Genomic DNA, 13,180 nt, shown 5'->3' on the forward strand with positions numbered 1-13,180 from the left:
TTAAACCTCGTCCACGGACTGGCCTTTCAGCGCGACGCGGACAGATTTGTCCATGCGGCGAGCAGCAAAGTCCTGGGTTTGTTTATCAACGTTTTTAATGGCTTCTTCTATTGCGTCAGCGTCATTGCCTTCTGCTACTGCGCTTAAATGCGCGGCAGCGTCGTCAATCACCTGACGCTCAGCGGCGCTTAACAGCGCGGCATCGGCAGCGAGCGCGCCGTTCAGGCTCTCCAGCACGCGGGCGGCTTCAACTTTTTGTTCAGCCAGCATACGCGCCTTCACATCCTGCTCGGCGTAGCTCATTGAGTCCTGAATCATGGAGGCGATTTCGCCATCGGTCAGGCCGTAGGACGGCTTCACCTGAATGGACGATTCCACGCCGGTGGATTTTTCCATCGCCGTGACGCTCAGCAGACCGTCCGCATCCACCTGGAAGGTGACGCGAATATGCGCCCCGCCCGCAGGCAGCGCCGGGATACCGCGCAGCGCAAAGCGCGCCAGAGAGCGGCAGTCCTGCACCAGCTCGCGCTCGCCCTGCATCACGTGGATGGACATCGCGGTCTGGCCGTCTTTGAAGGTGGTGAACTCCTGCGCGCGCGCCACCGGAATGGTGGTATTACGCGGGATCACTTTCTCTACCAGGCCGCCCATGGTTTCTAACCCGAGCGACAGCGGGATGACGTCCAGCAGCAGCATTTCGCTGTCCGGCTTGTTGCCGACCAGGATATCGGCCTGGATTGCGGCGCCCACGGCAACCACTTTGTCCGGGTCGATGGAGGTCAGCGGCGTGCGGCCAAAGAATTCACCCACGCGCTCGCGCACCAGCGGCACGCGAGTCGAACCGCCCACCATGACCACTTCCAGCACCTCGTTCGCCTCAACGCCCGCATCTTTCAATGCGCGACGGCAGGCCAGCAGGGTGCGTTTCACCAGCGGGGCAATCAGATCGCTGAACTGGTCGCGGGCGATCTCACCCTGCCAGCCCGCAACGTTTACGGTAACCGTCTGCGCATCGCTCAGGGCGATTTTGGCGTCGATGGCCGCATCCAGCAGTTCACGCTGCACGCGCGCATCGCTGCGATCGCTGATGCCCGCCTGCTCGCGAATATAATCCGCCAGCAGATGGTCGAAGTCATCGCCGCCCAGCGCGGAATCCCCGCCGGTCGCCAGCACTTCAAATACCCCGCGGCTTAAGCGCAGGATCGAGATATCAAAGGTACCGCCGCCGAGATCGTAAACCGCGATCACCCCTTCCTGACCGGAGTCGAGGCCGTAGGCAATCGCCGCCGCCGTCGGTTCGTTCAGCAGGCGCAGCACGTGCAGGCCTGCCAGACGCGCGGCGTCTTTGGTGCCCTGACGCTGTGCATCGTCAAAATAGGCCGGAACGGTGATGACTACACCGTCCAGATCGCCGCCAAGCGTTGCCGTCGCGCGCGCCGCCAGCGCTTTGAGGATGTCGGAGGAAACGCGAATCGGGTTCAGCAGACCGGCCGCGGTCGCAATCATCGGCAGGCCGTTTTCACTGGCCTGCAGCTGATACGGCAGATGCGGATAGCGGGTCTGAATATCGGCCAGCGAGCGGCCCATCATGCGCTTTACGGAGCTGATGGTGTTGGCCGGATCGCGCGCGGCGTTGGCGCGGGCGTCATAGCCGACCGCGTGACCCTGCTGCTGGTAGTGGACCACGGAAGGCAGCAGATGGCGGCCCTGCTCGTCAGCCAGCGTTTCCGCCTGGCCGCTGCGCACGGTCGCCACGAGGGAATTGGTGGTGCCCAGATCGATACCCACCGCCAGACGACGCTGGTGCGGTGCGGCACTTAAGCCAGGCTCACTAATTTGTAATAAGGCCATAATTGCTTCCGAAATTAAAAATCGAGCAGCTTTTCTTCGAGTTGTTCAGCACTGCTTCGCAGTTTATCGAGAAAACGGAGTTTGCGCACAGTGTCTGCCGCCACGTCCCAGGTCTCGTTGTTCAGTTGCTCCACCATCTGCTGATGGCGGGTATCGAACATGCCCTTCACGCGCGTGATGAAGCTTTCCAGACGCGCTTCGTCTTTGGCCTGTTCAATCTCATCCAGCTCTTCGCGAAGCTCCAGCTGTTCCATCAGAAACGCGGTGTCGCGCACGGTATGCTGTTCGCTCGCCAGATCGAAACCGTGGAGCGAGAGCAGATATTCTGCACGCGCCAGCGGATGGCGCAGCGTCTGCCAGGCCTGGTTGATGGTCGCAGATTGGGAAACCGCAGCCAATTGCTCAGACTGAGTACCACTGGCGAATTTATCCGGGTGATACTGACGCTGAAGATCCTGAAAACGGATCGTCAGCGCCTGGAGATCAATCGGGTATTGAGCGGGTAGTCCGAAGAGAGTGAAGTAATCCATAACATTCTCAGGGGTAGCCTGTTAGAACAAACCCCACGCGCAGCGGGTAAGCCACGGTGGGGTTTCGGATGACGCGCGGTTAAACGTGGAAGCTTTCGCCGCAACCACACTCGTCTTTGACGTTCGGGTTCGTGAATTTGAACCCTTCGTTCAGGCCTTCTTTAACGAAGTCCAGCTGAGTGCCATTGAGGAATTGCAGGCTTTTGCCATCGACCACCACCTTCACGCCCTTGTCTTCAAACACGGTGTCGTCAGACGCCGGCTCGTCAACAAACTCCAGTACGTAAGCCATACCAGAACAGCCGGAGGTACGTACGCCCAGTCGCAGGCCAAAGCCTTTACCACGGTTCGCCAGAAAAGAGCTTACTCGCGCGGCAGCGCTGTCGCTAAGGGTAATCGACATACTCAAACCTCAATTATTTTGCTTCACGTTTGCTTTTGTAATCCGCAATGGCGGCTTTGATCGCGTCTTCTGCCAGAATTGAACAGTGAATTTTCACCGGTGGCAGTTCGAGTTCTTCAGCAATATCCGTGTTCTTGATTGCCTGTGCTTCGTCCAGAGACTTGCCCTTCACCCATTCGGTAACCAGGGAGCTGGACGCGATAGCAGAACCGCAGCCGTAGGTCTTGAAGCGCGCGTCTTCAATGATACCTTCATTGTTGACTTTAATCTGCAACTTCATCACGTCGCCACACGCCGGTGCGCCAACCATACCGCTGCCGACAGATTCGTCGCTGTTGTCAAAAGAGCCAACGTTGCGCGGGTTTTCGTAATGATCGATGACTTTTTCGCTGTATGCCATGATTGAATTCTCCTTATGTACCGATTAGTGATGTGACCATTCAATGCTGTTCAGATCCACGCCCTGCTTGAACATTTCCCACAGTGGAGAAAGGTCGCGCAGACGGCCGATGGAGTTGCGAACCAGCTTGATGGTGTAGTCAATCTCTTCTTCGGTAGTGAAACGACCTAAAGAGAAACGGATAGAGCTGTGCGCCAGCTCGTCGGTCATGCCCAGCGCGCGCAGCACGTAGGATGGCTCCAGGCTTGCAGACGTACAGGCAGAACCGGAAGAAACGGCCAGGTCTTTCAGCGCCATGATCAGCGATTCGCCTTCAACATAGTTGAAGCTGACGTTGAGGATGTTCGGAGCGCCCTGCTCGAGATCGCCGTTCAGATACACTTCTTCCATATCTTTCACGCCATCCCACAGACGGTTACGCAGCGTGCGCAAGCGTGCCATCTCGGTTTCCATCTCTTCTTTCGCAATGCGGTACGCTTCGCCCATGCCCACGATCTGGTGAACAGGCAGCGTGCCGGAACGCATGCCGCGCTCGTGACCGCCGCCGTGCATCTGTGCTTCGATGCGGATACGCGGTTTACGACGAACGTACAGCGCGCCGATCCCTTTCGGGCCATAGATTTTGTGGCCGGAGAAGGACATCAGGTCCACTTTCAGCTGGCTCAGATCGATAGGCAGTTTGCCCACGCTCTGGGTCGCGTCAACGTGATAGATGATACCGCGCGCGCGGCACATTTCGCCGATGGTCGCGATGTCCTGAACGACGCCGATTTCGTTGTTAACGTGCATGATGGAAACCAGAATGGTGTCATCACGCATGGCCGCTTCGAGCTCTTTCAGGTCGATGATCCCGTTGCTCTGTGGCGCCAGGTAAGTCACTTCGTACCCTTCACGCTCCAGCTGGCGGCAGGTATCCAGCACGGCTTTGTGTTCGGTTTTGCTGGTGATGATGTGCTTGCCTTTTTTCTGATAAAAGTTGGCTGCACCTTTGATCGCCAGGTTGTCGGATTCGGTCGCACCGGAGGTGAAAACAATCTCACGCGGGTCGGCACCCACCAGGTCGGCAATCTGATTACGGGCGATATCTACCGCCTCTTCAGCATGCCAGCCAAAACGGTGTGAACGGGAAGCTGGGTTACCAAAGTTTCCGTCCAGGGTCAGACACTGCATCATTTTCTCGGCAACACGCGGGTCCACCGGCGTGGTTGCGGAGTAATCGAGATAAATCGGTAATTTCATTGCTCTTTAAACTCCGTACATCGCTTCAATGCAAGGAATCAGGCAACCGGCTGGATGTACGACCGAGTACGCGGGGCGTGACCGCCCCGGCCTGATTCTGAAATCTTTATCGTTTTATTACGCGCGCAGTTTGACGTCGATAGCGTCCTGCGCGCGGGTGCTGCGTTGGGAATCCTGACCGTGCTGACGACCAGAGACATCCAGAACTTCCTGGTTATTGACCAGTTCACCCAGGGTGATGTTGTTCAGGAAGCCGGTGAGACGGTCGCTCAGATCGCGCCACAGCGCGTGGGTCAGGCACTTATCGCCGCCCTGGCAGCCGCCTTTACCCTGGCAACGGGTCGCGTCAACGGATTCGTCAACTGCGCTAATCACTTCACCAACTGCAATACTGCCCGCGTCTTTACCCAACAGATAACCGCCGCCTGGGCCACGAACGCTGGAAACCAGTCCATTTTTACGCAGTCTGGAGAACAGCTGTTCCAGGTAAGAGAGGGAGATCCCTTGTCGTTCAGAAATATCAGCCAACGGAACCGGGCCCGCTTCGGAGTTGAGCGCAACGTCCAGCATCGCGGTCACGGCATAACGCCCTTTAGATGTCAGTCTCATGTCTTACTTAACCTCAAACTCGCCCCTGCCCGGGGTTTTTTATTGTAAAATGGGGGTATTGCATAGCAGGGCCAAGTCTGACATTCCTGACTAAAATGGTCAACTATTTACTTGACTGTTTTAGTCAGGTATTTAACGTTCCGTGCCTTCAAAATCCCGGTGCGGCCTGATGCCCTCACCCCAGCCCTCTCCCACGGGGAGAGGGGAAATCGACACTACTCTTTATTCTTCTGCTCAATCGACGCCAGAATCCCGCGCAGGATGTTAAGCTCCTGGCTTTCCGGGCGCGCGCGGGTAAACATGCGGCGCAGCTTGTTCATCACCTGGCCCGGGTGGCCTTCACGAATAAAGCCGGTTGAGAGCAGCGTCTGCTCCAGGTGACCGTAGAAGCGCTCAAGGTCGTCCACCAGCGGGTAGGCCGTTTCTTCTTTAGGCTCTACCTGTTTCTCCTGCTTCGCCAGCCACGCCATACGCACTTCATAGGCGATAACCTGCACCGCCATCGCCAGGTTCAGCGAGCTATATTCCGGGTTAGCCGCGATGGCGACGTGATAATGGCACTTCTGCAGCTCGTCGTTGGTCAGGCCAACGCGCTCGCGGCCAAACACCAGCGCAACCGGAGCCTGTTCCGCTTCTGAGACGCTTTTCAGGCCGCATTCGCGCGGGTCCAGCATCGGCCACGGCAGCGTGCGTGAACGCGCGCTGGTGCCAACAACGAGGCTGCAGCCGGCCAGCGCTTCGTCAAGGGTATCGACGATCTGAGCGTTGCCGATCACGTCGCTGGCACCGGCCGCCAGGGCGATAGCCTGCGAGTCAGGTTTGACCAGCGGGTTAACCAGCCACAGGTTCGTTAAGCCCATGGTTTTCATAGCGCGGGCAACGGAGCCCATGTTGCCGGTGTGCGATGTTTCGACCAGCACGATTCGAATGTTTTGCAGCATAATTTTTAATGTCTGAATTCAGCGTCTGAAGAATATTCCGGCATATTATCATAAACGGGAGACATAATCCGATCCCACTGCTATACTCTGCGCCGATTTTCCTGTTCTTTAACATCCAGTGAGAGAGACCGATGCATCCGATGCTGACCATCGCCGTGCGCGCAGCGCGCAAGGCGGGTAATGTAATTGCCAAACACTACGAAACGCCAGACTCCGTAGAAACCAGCCAGAAAGGCAGCAATGATTTCGTGACTAACGTCGATAAAGCCGCAGAAGCGATTATTATCGAAACGATCCGCAAATCTTACCCGCAGCACACCATCATCACCGAAGAAAGCGGTGAACATGAAGGTACCGATCAGGATGTTCAATGGGTTATCGATCCACTGGATGGCACCACCAACTTCGTCAAACGCCTGCCACACTTCTCTGTGTCTATCGCAGTACGCATTAAAGGCCGTACTGAAGTCGCCGTTGTTTACGATCCAATGCGTAACGAACTGTTCACCGCTACCCGCGGTCAGGGCGCACAGCTGAACGGCTACCGTCTGCGCTGCAGCAACGCACGCGATCTGGACGGCACCATTCTGGCGACCGGTTTCCCGTTCAAGGCGAAACAGCACGCGACCACCTATATGAATATCCTGGGCAAACTGTTCACCGAATGCGCGGACTTCCGCCGCACCGGTTCTGCCGCGCTGGATCTGGCCTACGTGGCAACAGGCCGCGTTGACGGTTACTTCGAGCTGTCGCTGAAGCCGTGGGACTTTGCTGCGGGCGAGCTGATCGCACGCGAAGCAGGCGCCATCGTGTGTGATTTCACCGGCGGCCATAACTATATGTCTACCGGCAACGTCGTTGCGGGTAACCCACGCGTTGTTAAAGCCATGCTGGCCAACATGCGTGATGAACTGAGCGATGCGCTGAAGCGTTAATCCCGGTCATTCCCTCTCCCCGTGGGAGAGGGAATCCCAATTAAAACGGCCGCAATCCTCTTCCCACCGGCATCGCGCTCATCCACATCGTCACCGCCGCAACCAGCAGAATCACCCCGCCCGCCAGCGCAAGCGTTGTCCACCCTACCTGCCGCCACAGCACCGGCGTTTTATTGCCGCTGAGTCTGACCGCAAGCTGACGGAAGCTGTGAACCAGCAGCGCTAAAGACGAAATGGTGAGAGACGTTCCCGCCGCCATCGCCAGCGCGGAGAGCATTCCCCAGCCAAACACGCCTATCACCTTGCTGAACAGCAGCACCATGATGGCCCCCGAACACGGGCGCATGCCCATCGAAAGAACAATCATCAGCCGCGCGCGCCAGTCGTCGCCGTTCTGCAATTGTTCCTGCGTGGGCAAATGCTGATGCCCGCAGCCGCAGTTTGCATCATGAACGTGGTGCGGCGTGAAGGTTTTGAATTTCGGTTTTTGCAGCAGCACGCGCAGCTTCTTCAGCGCCCGCCAGCAGAGGATCAGCCCCAGCACGCCAACCAGCGCGTAGCTCCCCTTCTCCAGCCAGAAACTGCTCATGTGCAGCTGGCGCGCGGGAAGCTGCAACAGCGAAAGCACGACTACGACGAGCGCAATCGCCACGCTGCCCTGAAGCAGCGAGGAGGCCAGCGTCAGCCCGATACTCGATTTCAGCTTCGACGGATGGGTGGCGAGCCAGGTCGTTATCACGATTTTGCCGTGCCCCGGCCCCAGCGCGTGCAGAACGCCATAGATAAAGCTGAACGCCAGCAGGGAACCACCCGCTTTGGCCGGGTTCTCCGCCACCGCCTTCAGCAGAGCGCTCATCTGCTGGTTGACCTCACGCTGCCAGACGATGCTTTTCATCATGACCTGCGGCCAGGCCTGCCACAGCCAGAGCGAACCGCAAACGGCCAGCAGGAGAAAAAGCGCCAGCGGCCAGAGGTGCAGCCAGCGGCGCGGTTTCCGAACCGGAGAGGAGATCACTGACATTGTAACGTTACCTCCTGCGCGAACTGTTTACCCAACTCCATGTCCTCAGGCGGTGCATCTTCCTTATCAAGCGAGACCGCAAAGTTCAGCGTCTCCTCGCTGGGTTTCGGGGTGTGAACGCCAATTTTGCAGTTTTTTTGCAGAGCGTCCGGCAATCGTACGTCGCCGTCTTTGTCATAGCGCATATCGACATAGTAGGTCGGATCAAAAGTGGAAAACGTGTAAGTTTGCCCCGCCAGCGGCTGCGGATGCGCCAGCGGGAGCACAAACGTCAGCACCGCCTGATGCCCGTCACGCGTCATCCCGTATTCCGTTGGCCGGTTCAGAAATTTGACCTTTTGCCCGTTGTGCCAGAATTCCGTGAAGTAGTGCTGGCCGAGCACGTTGGCCATCACTTCCGCCGCCAGCTTTTTCCAGATTTCATCGCCGGGCTTCGCGTTTCCCGCATCATAGAGCAGATCGGCCGAGGTGATTTCATCCATCGTCCAGCGCATCTTCAGGCCGCTCAGCTGCGTGCCGTCGGTAACCAGCTCGGTCTGGAGGTCAATAAAACTGTGAGGGTGTGCGCTGGCGGTGAAGCTGATAACCGCCAAAAATAACGCCATCGCACTTTGTTTAACTGTTTGCATCAATTCCTCACGTCAAAAATTCTGTGATGTCCCCCAGCAATCCTGAGTGAAAGGCCTGCCGGTGCGCTTTTCAGCGCTCATCCTTTAGCTATTCTTATCAAACATTCACACTGGATACCCGACAGATGATGACGACGCTTGAAATTCCATCTGTGCTTTCCAGTTCGCAGCGCCGCTGCCAGGTGCTTTTGATGCTATACCTGCCCGATGCTGCCGTCACCGCAGAGAGCATAATCGCTGCCAACGGGGTGGACGACGCGATGGCACGGCAAGATATAGCCGAGACGCGCGATGAAATCCAGCGCTATCACCGGCTGGACATCGTCACGCACCACGACGGCAGCTACCGGATTGAAGGCACAGCCCTGAATCAGCGTTTATGCCTGCTGCACTGGCTGCGCCGGGCGCTGCGGCTTTGCCCGCAGTTTGTCTCACACCAGTTTACCCCCGCATTAAAAACCGCGCTTAAACAACACGGCATTGCGCGGCCGCTGTACGACGATGCGAACCTGCGGGCGCTGATCGGCTTCTGCTCACGCAAGCTGCAGCGCCAGTTTGAATGCCGCGACGTCCAGTTTTTACAGCTCTATCTGCAATACTGTCTTATTCAGCACCAGCTCGGGAATACGCCACAGTTTTCTCACGTTCAGCGCAGCTGGACCCAGTCGAGAGGGGAGTATTTTACGGCCCAGGAGATCGTGCGTCACTGGAGACGTCGCGTGCCGCAGGGTGCGCACGGGGATGAACAGCTGTTTCTGGCGCTGCTGTTTATGATGCTGCGCACGCCCGATCCGGTGCTCGATAAACACCAGCAGGATCAGCGCTTGCGCCGGGCCATCGTGCGCATGGTCGCCCGTTTTCGCTCGCAGACCGGGATGAACTTCAGCGATGAGCAAGGGCTGACCGATCAGCTGTATATCCATCTTGCTCAGGCGCTGGACCGCTCGCTGTTTGAAATTGGCATCGACAATAGCCTGCCGGAGGAGATCCATCGCCTCTATCCCCGGCTGTTACGCACCACAAAGGAAGCGCTGTTTGAGCTGGAGGCGGAGTTTGGGCTGCGTTTTTCTGATGAAGAGATGAGTCTTGTCGCGGTGATTTTCGGCGCCTGGCTGATGCAGGAGACCGATCTGCACGAAAAACAGGTGATCCTGCTGACGGGAGACGATAAAGCCAGCGAGGATCTGATTGAACAGCAGCTTCGCGAGCTGACGCTGCTGCCGCTTAACATTCGCTATCTGACGCTGCAGGCTTTCCAGAAAGAGGGGGCACCGCGCGAAGCCGCGCTGGTTATCACCCCCTACCCTACCGTCCTGCCGCTGTTCTCGCCGCCGCTGATTCATGCCGTTGAAACATTGAACGCGCAGCAGCAAGAACATATTCGCGCCATGCTGGAATCATAGCGGCGCGCGAGCGGCCACTTTCGGGCGAACAACGATGGCGGGTAAGGCGACCAGCGCCATCACCCAGAAGACGCCATGCCCCAAATGCTGGTAGAGGAACCCCGCAAAGACCGTCATGATTGCGATACTGCCCCCCATCGCGACCGCCGAGTAGACGGCCTGCAGGCGAATAACGTCTCCGCCCTCGCGCGCTGCGATATAGCGCATAGCCGCCAGATGGCACACGGTAAAGGTGCCGCAGTGAAGAATTTGCGCCACTATCAGCCACGGCAGATCGGTCGTCCAGCCCATAATCCCCCAGCGCGCCACGCCGCACACGGCGGAAAGCAGCAGAAGGTCTCGCGCGCCAAAGCGACGGAACAGCTTCTTGCTCAGGGCAAAAATAATGACTTCGGCCACTACCCCCAGCGACCACAGATAGCCCACTGCGGAAGCAGAATATCCCGCCCCCTGCCAGTAGATGGCGCTGAAGCCATAGTACGCCGCATGCGCCCCCTGAAGCAGACAGACACACGCCAGAAAACGCCAGCTTTGTGCCACCAGGCTCCGCCAGGCGGGCCAGCCTGCGCTCTCCTGATGGCGGCTTTCCCCTTGCGGCATCACCGACGGACGCAGCAGCATACCCAGCAGCATAGAGGCAATACCGATACTCAGCAGGGCGAGAATGGCGCGGTAATCGTAAAGGCTGACCAGTTTGCCCACCAGCGCGGAGCCAATCACAAAGGCAATTGAGCCCCACAGGCGCACGCGGCCGTAGTCCATGGTGATCTGCTTTTGCCAGGTGTTCGCCAGGGCATCCGTCAGCGGTACCAGCGGTGAGAAGAACAGGTTAAAGCCGACCATCACCACCATCAGCCAGGCAAACTGGTGGCTGACCCAGAAGCAGGCAACAAAGACCAGCGTCAGCAAAGCAAGAATGCGCACGGCCTTGATCAGTAAGGAGGGATCGCTGACGCGCGGGGCAATCAGCAGGCTGCCGAGGAAACGCGCCACCAGCCCGGCCCCCAGCAGGACACCGATAGTCTCAGGAGTCAGGCCGATACCCTTGAGCCAGACGCTCCAGAAGGGCAGAAAAATACCGTAGCTAAAGAAATAGGTGAAATAACTGAGCGCCAGCCAGCGCGTGGAATGCAAGACCATGAATCCCTCCCGAAATCGAGGCCATAGTCTGGCGAGAATATAAAAATTAAGCAAGTAGATAGCCTGCTATAAATTAACGAAAAATTAACATCTTGTGCAGTCGTCTGGCTTATGGCAGGGAATGAAAATATGTATTACGTTTAAATTACTCCACTTGCAGAGGTTTTTCTGCCATGAACTCACTACGTTATTTCGATTTCGGTCAGTCACGTCACCTGCTGCTGCTGATTGGCCGCATCGCGCTTGTCGTGCTGTTTATCATCTTTGGTTATCCAAAACTGACGGGGTTTAGCGGCACCGTACAATATATGACCTCGCTGGGTACGCCGATGCCCATGCTGGCGGCCATTATTGCGGTGGTGATGGAAGTCCCTGCTGCCATCCTGATCGTGCTGGGCTTTTTCACCCGCCCGCTCGCGGTACTGTTTGTATTCTATACGCTGGGCACGGCGATTATCGGTCACCATTACTGGGATATGACCGGTGATGCGGTCGTGCCGAATATGATTAACTTCTATAAGAACGTCAGTATTGCTGGCGCCTTTATTTTGCTGGCGATTGTCGGACCTGGAGCCATTTCCCTCGACCGGCGTTAAGCCATAAAAAAAGGCCGCAAGCGCGGCCTTTTTTATTTCTGCCAGGCAGAGGAATTATGCGTATACCGGGAAGCGTGCGCAGATATCCAGAACTTTACCTTTGACGCGCTCGATAACCGCTTCGTCATTGATGTTGTCCAGAACGTCACACATCCAGCCAGCCAGCTCTTTCACTTCCGCTTCTTTGAAGCCGCGGCGAGTCACGGCCGGAGAACCGATGCGGATACCGGAGGTCACGAACGGGCTCTTCGGGTCGTTTGGCACGCTGTTTTTGTTCACGGTGATGTTGGCGCGGCCAAGGGCTGCGTCAGCTTCTTTACCGGTCAGGTTCTTATCAACCAGATCCAGCAGGAACAGGTGGTTTTCAGTACCGCCGGAGACCACTTTGTAGCCACGGTTCAGGAACACTTCCACCATCGCTTTAGCGTTCTTAGCAACCTGCTGCTGATAAACCTTGAACTCAGGCTCCATCGCTTCTTTCAGCGCAACGGCTTTAGCCGCGATAACGTGCATCAGCGGGCCGCCCTGCGCGCTTGGGAATACAGCGGAGTTCAGTTTTTTGTACAGCTCTTCGTCACCGCCTTTCGCCAGGATCAGGCCACCGCGTGGACCCGCCAGGGTTTTGTGGGTGGTGGTGGTCACAACGTGAGCGTGTGGAACCGGGTTCGGGTAAACGCCAGCGGCAATCAGACCCGCAACGTGCGCCATGTCGACGAACAGGTAAGCACCGATGCTGTCTGCGATTTCACGCATTTTTGCCCAGTCAACGATACCGGAGTAAGCAGAGAAGCCACCGATGATCATCTTCGGTTTGTGCTCTTTAGCCTGCTTCGCCATGTCTTCATAGTCAATTTTGCCGGACTCATCAATACCGTAAGGGATGATGTTGTACAGTTTGCCGGAGAAGTTAACCGGGGAGCCGTGAGTCAGGTGGCCGCCCTGCGCCAGGTTCATACCCAGAACGGTATCGCCCGGCTGCAGCAGCGCGGTGTAGACCGCGAAGTTAGCCTGAGAGCCAGAGTGCGGCTGCACGTTCGCGTAGTCAGCGCCAAAGAGTTCTTTCGCACGGTCGATAGCCAGCTGCTCAACGATATCCACGTACTCGCAACCGCCGTAGTAGCGTTTGCCCGGGTAACCTTCAGCATATTTGTTAGTCAGCTGAGAACCCTGCGCCTGCATGACGCGCGGGCTGGTATAGTTTTCGGAGGCGATCAGTTCGATGTGCTCTTCCTGACGTACTTTTTCCTGCTCCATAGCCTGCCACAGTTCGGCATCATAATCGGCAATGTTCATTTCACGCTTTAACATCCGCATCTCCTGACTCAGCTAACAAGTAAATTTTGGCCTGAAAAGGCAGTCCTGTTGGACGACGGGCAACAGTATAACTGATTAGTTCTGTGATAACAGGTCTTGACAAACGATTTTACGCAAACGTTTTCCTTCGCGCCACGCAAGGGTTTGAGGAATAAAGCTCTCGCCCTTT

14 protein-coding genes are annotated in these 13,180 nt (G+C 57.0%); 3 read left to right on the top strand and 11 right to left on the bottom strand.

What is annotated here, in order from left to right; genetic code table 11:
• From hscA to trmJ, 7 genes are all read right to left on the bottom strand, one after another.
• Entirely contained in the window at positions 1-1,851 is a 1,851-nt protein-coding gene (gene hscA, locus HB664_RS19960) for a Fe-S protein assembly chaperone HscA (RefSeq protein WP_033146222.1), read from the bottom strand.
• 14 nt (positions 1,852-1,865) lie between these two features.
• On the bottom strand, positions 1,866-2,381 hold the full coding sequence (gene hscB / locus HB664_RS19965) for a co-chaperone HscB (protein ID WP_039263745.1): 516 nt from the start codon (positions 2,379-2,381) through the stop codon (positions 1,866-1,868).
• Between the two features lie 79 nt (positions 2,382-2,460).
• Positions 2,461-2,784 carry an iron-sulfur cluster assembly protein IscA gene (gene iscA, locus HB664_RS19970; RefSeq protein ID WP_003860659.1) on the bottom strand — a complete coding sequence of 108 codons (324 nt, stop codon included), beginning with the start codon at positions 2,782-2,784 and terminating at the stop codon, positions 2,461-2,463.
• A 13-nt stretch (positions 2,785-2,797) separates the two neighbouring features.
• Positions 2,798-3,184, bottom strand: coding sequence for a Fe-S cluster assembly scaffold IscU (gene iscU / locus HB664_RS19975; protein ID WP_003860661.1), 387 nt, complete (start codon positions 3,182-3,184; stop codon positions 2,798-2,800).
• 24 nt (positions 3,185-3,208) lie between these two features.
• Complete coding sequence (gene iscS / locus HB664_RS19980) at positions 3,209-4,423, bottom strand: cysteine desulfurase (protein ID WP_008502157.1); 1,215 nt, start codon at positions 4,421-4,423, stop codon at positions 3,209-3,211.
• Positions 4,424-4,540: 117 nt separating this feature from the next.
• Complete coding sequence (iscR, locus tag HB664_RS19985) at positions 4,541-5,032, bottom strand: Fe-S cluster assembly transcriptional regulator IscR (RefSeq protein ID WP_023308826.1); 492 nt, start codon at positions 5,030-5,032, stop codon at positions 4,541-4,543.
• 215 nt (positions 5,033-5,247) lie between these two features.
• The gene (gene trmJ, locus HB664_RS19990) at positions 5,248-5,973 is read right to left on the bottom strand and encodes a tRNA (cytosine(32)/uridine(32)-2'-O)-methyltransferase TrmJ (protein ID WP_219940094.1); all 726 of its coding nucleotides are present in this window, start codon (positions 5,971-5,973) and stop codon (positions 5,248-5,250) included.
• A gap of 131 nt (positions 5,974-6,104) precedes the next feature.
• Here trmJ and suhB point away from each other — a divergent pair, with 131 nt between their 5' ends.
• A complete protein-coding gene (gene suhB / locus HB664_RS19995; RefSeq protein ID WP_023308828.1) occupies positions 6,105-6,908 on the top strand; it encodes an inositol-1-monophosphatase in 804 nt (267 codons plus the stop codon).
• A 40-nt stretch (positions 6,909-6,948) separates the two neighbouring features.
• Here suhB and HB664_RS20000 read toward each other — a convergent pair whose 3' ends face one another.
• Together HB664_RS20000 and HB664_RS20005 are read right to left on the bottom strand one after the other, a co-directional pair.
• Positions 6,949-7,929 (bottom strand): nickel/cobalt transporter, encoded by a 981-nt coding sequence (locus HB664_RS20000; protein ID WP_219940095.1) that lies wholly within the window; start codon positions 7,927-7,929, stop codon positions 6,949-6,951.
• Complete coding sequence (locus HB664_RS20005) at positions 7,920-8,558, bottom strand: DUF1007 family protein (RefSeq protein ID WP_033146226.1); 639 nt, start codon at positions 8,556-8,558, stop codon at positions 7,920-7,922. Before HB664_RS20005 ends, HB664_RS20000 begins: the two co-directional genes overlap by 10 nt.
• A gap of 125 nt (positions 8,559-8,683) precedes the next feature.
• On the opposite strand from HB664_RS20005, the gene csiE reads away from it, so the two are divergent.
• On the top strand, positions 8,684-9,961 hold the full coding sequence (csiE, locus tag HB664_RS20010; RefSeq protein WP_033146227.1) for a stationary phase inducible protein CsiE: 1,278 nt from the start codon (positions 8,684-8,686) through the stop codon (positions 9,959-9,961).
• Here csiE and HB664_RS20015 read toward each other — a convergent pair.
• Complete coding sequence (locus HB664_RS20015) at positions 9,956-11,101, bottom strand: 3-phenylpropionate MFS transporter (RefSeq protein WP_039263750.1); 1,146 nt, start codon at positions 11,099-11,101, stop codon at positions 9,956-9,958. The two genes, csiE and HB664_RS20015, sit on opposite strands and share 6 nt — an antisense overlap.
• Positions 11,102-11,274: 173 nt before the next feature.
• Here HB664_RS20015 and HB664_RS20020 point away from each other — a divergent pair, with 173 nt between their 5' ends.
• Complete coding sequence (locus tag HB664_RS20020) at positions 11,275-11,697, top strand: DoxX family protein (protein WP_029741147.1); 423 nt, start codon at positions 11,275-11,277, stop codon at positions 11,695-11,697.
• Positions 11,698-11,751: 54 nt separating this feature from the next.
• Here the strand turns inward: HB664_RS20020 and glyA are convergent, their stop codons facing one another.
• Positions 11,752-13,005 (bottom strand): serine hydroxymethyltransferase, encoded by a 1,254-nt coding sequence (glyA, locus tag HB664_RS20025; RefSeq protein ID WP_008502165.1) that lies wholly within the window; start codon positions 13,003-13,005, stop codon positions 11,752-11,754.
• Between the last annotated feature and the right edge of the window lie 175 nt (positions 13,006-13,180).

The organism is Enterobacter sp. DNB-S2 (assembly GCF_019443845.1).
GTDB lineage: Bacteria > Pseudomonadota > Gammaproteobacteria > Enterobacterales > Enterobacteriaceae > Enterobacter > Enterobacter asburiae_B.

What these genes read in the sequence shown, in the direction of transcription:
- hscA (WP_033146222.1), bottom strand. Translation starts at nt 1,851, where the DNA reads ATGGCCTTATTACAAATTAGTGAGCCTGGCTTAAGTGCCGCACCGCAC.
- HB664_RS20005 (WP_033146226.1), bottom strand. Translation starts at nt 8,558, where the DNA reads ATGCAAACAGTTAAACAAAGTGCGATGGCGTTATTTTTGGCGGTTATC.
- iscA (WP_003860659.1), bottom strand. Translation starts at nt 2,784, where the DNA reads ATGTCGATTACCCTTAGCGACAGCGCTGCCGCGCGAGTAAGCTCTTTT.
- iscU (WP_003860661.1), bottom strand. Translation starts at nt 3,184, where the DNA reads ATGGCATACAGCGAAAAAGTCATCGATCATTACGAAAACCCGCGCAAC.
- HB664_RS20000 (WP_219940095.1), bottom strand. Translation starts at nt 7,929, where the DNA reads ATGTCAGTGATCTCCTCTCCGGTTCGGAAACCGCGCCGCTGGCTGCAC.
- trmJ (WP_219940094.1), bottom strand. Translation starts at nt 5,973, where the DNA reads ATGCTGCAAAACATTCGAATCGTGCTGGTCGAAACATCGCACACCGGC.
- suhB (WP_023308828.1), top strand. Translation starts at nt 6,105, where the DNA reads ATGCATCCGATGCTGACCATCGCCGTGCGCGCAGCGCGCAAGGCGGGT.
- iscS (WP_008502157.1), bottom strand. Translation starts at nt 4,423, where the DNA reads ATGAAATTACCGATTTATCTCGATTACTCCGCAACCACGCCGGTGGAC.
- HB664_RS20020 (WP_029741147.1), top strand. Translation starts at nt 11,275, where the DNA reads ATGAACTCACTACGTTATTTCGATTTCGGTCAGTCACGTCACCTGCTG.
- hscB (WP_039263745.1), bottom strand. Translation starts at nt 2,381, where the DNA reads ATGGATTACTTCACTCTCTTCGGACTACCCGCTCAATACCCGATTGAT.
- glyA (WP_008502165.1), bottom strand. Translation starts at nt 13,005, where the DNA reads ATGTTAAAGCGTGAAATGAACATTGCCGATTATGATGCCGAACTGTGG.
- iscR (WP_023308826.1), bottom strand. Translation starts at nt 5,032, where the DNA reads ATGAGACTGACATCTAAAGGGCGTTATGCCGTGACCGCGATGCTGGAC.
- HB664_RS20015 (WP_039263750.1), bottom strand. Translation starts at nt 11,101, where the DNA reads ATGGTCTTGCATTCCACGCGCTGGCTGGCGCTCAGTTATTTCACCTAT.
- csiE (WP_033146227.1), top strand. Translation starts at nt 8,684, where the DNA reads ATGATGACGACGCTTGAAATTCCATCTGTGCTTTCCAGTTCGCAGCGC.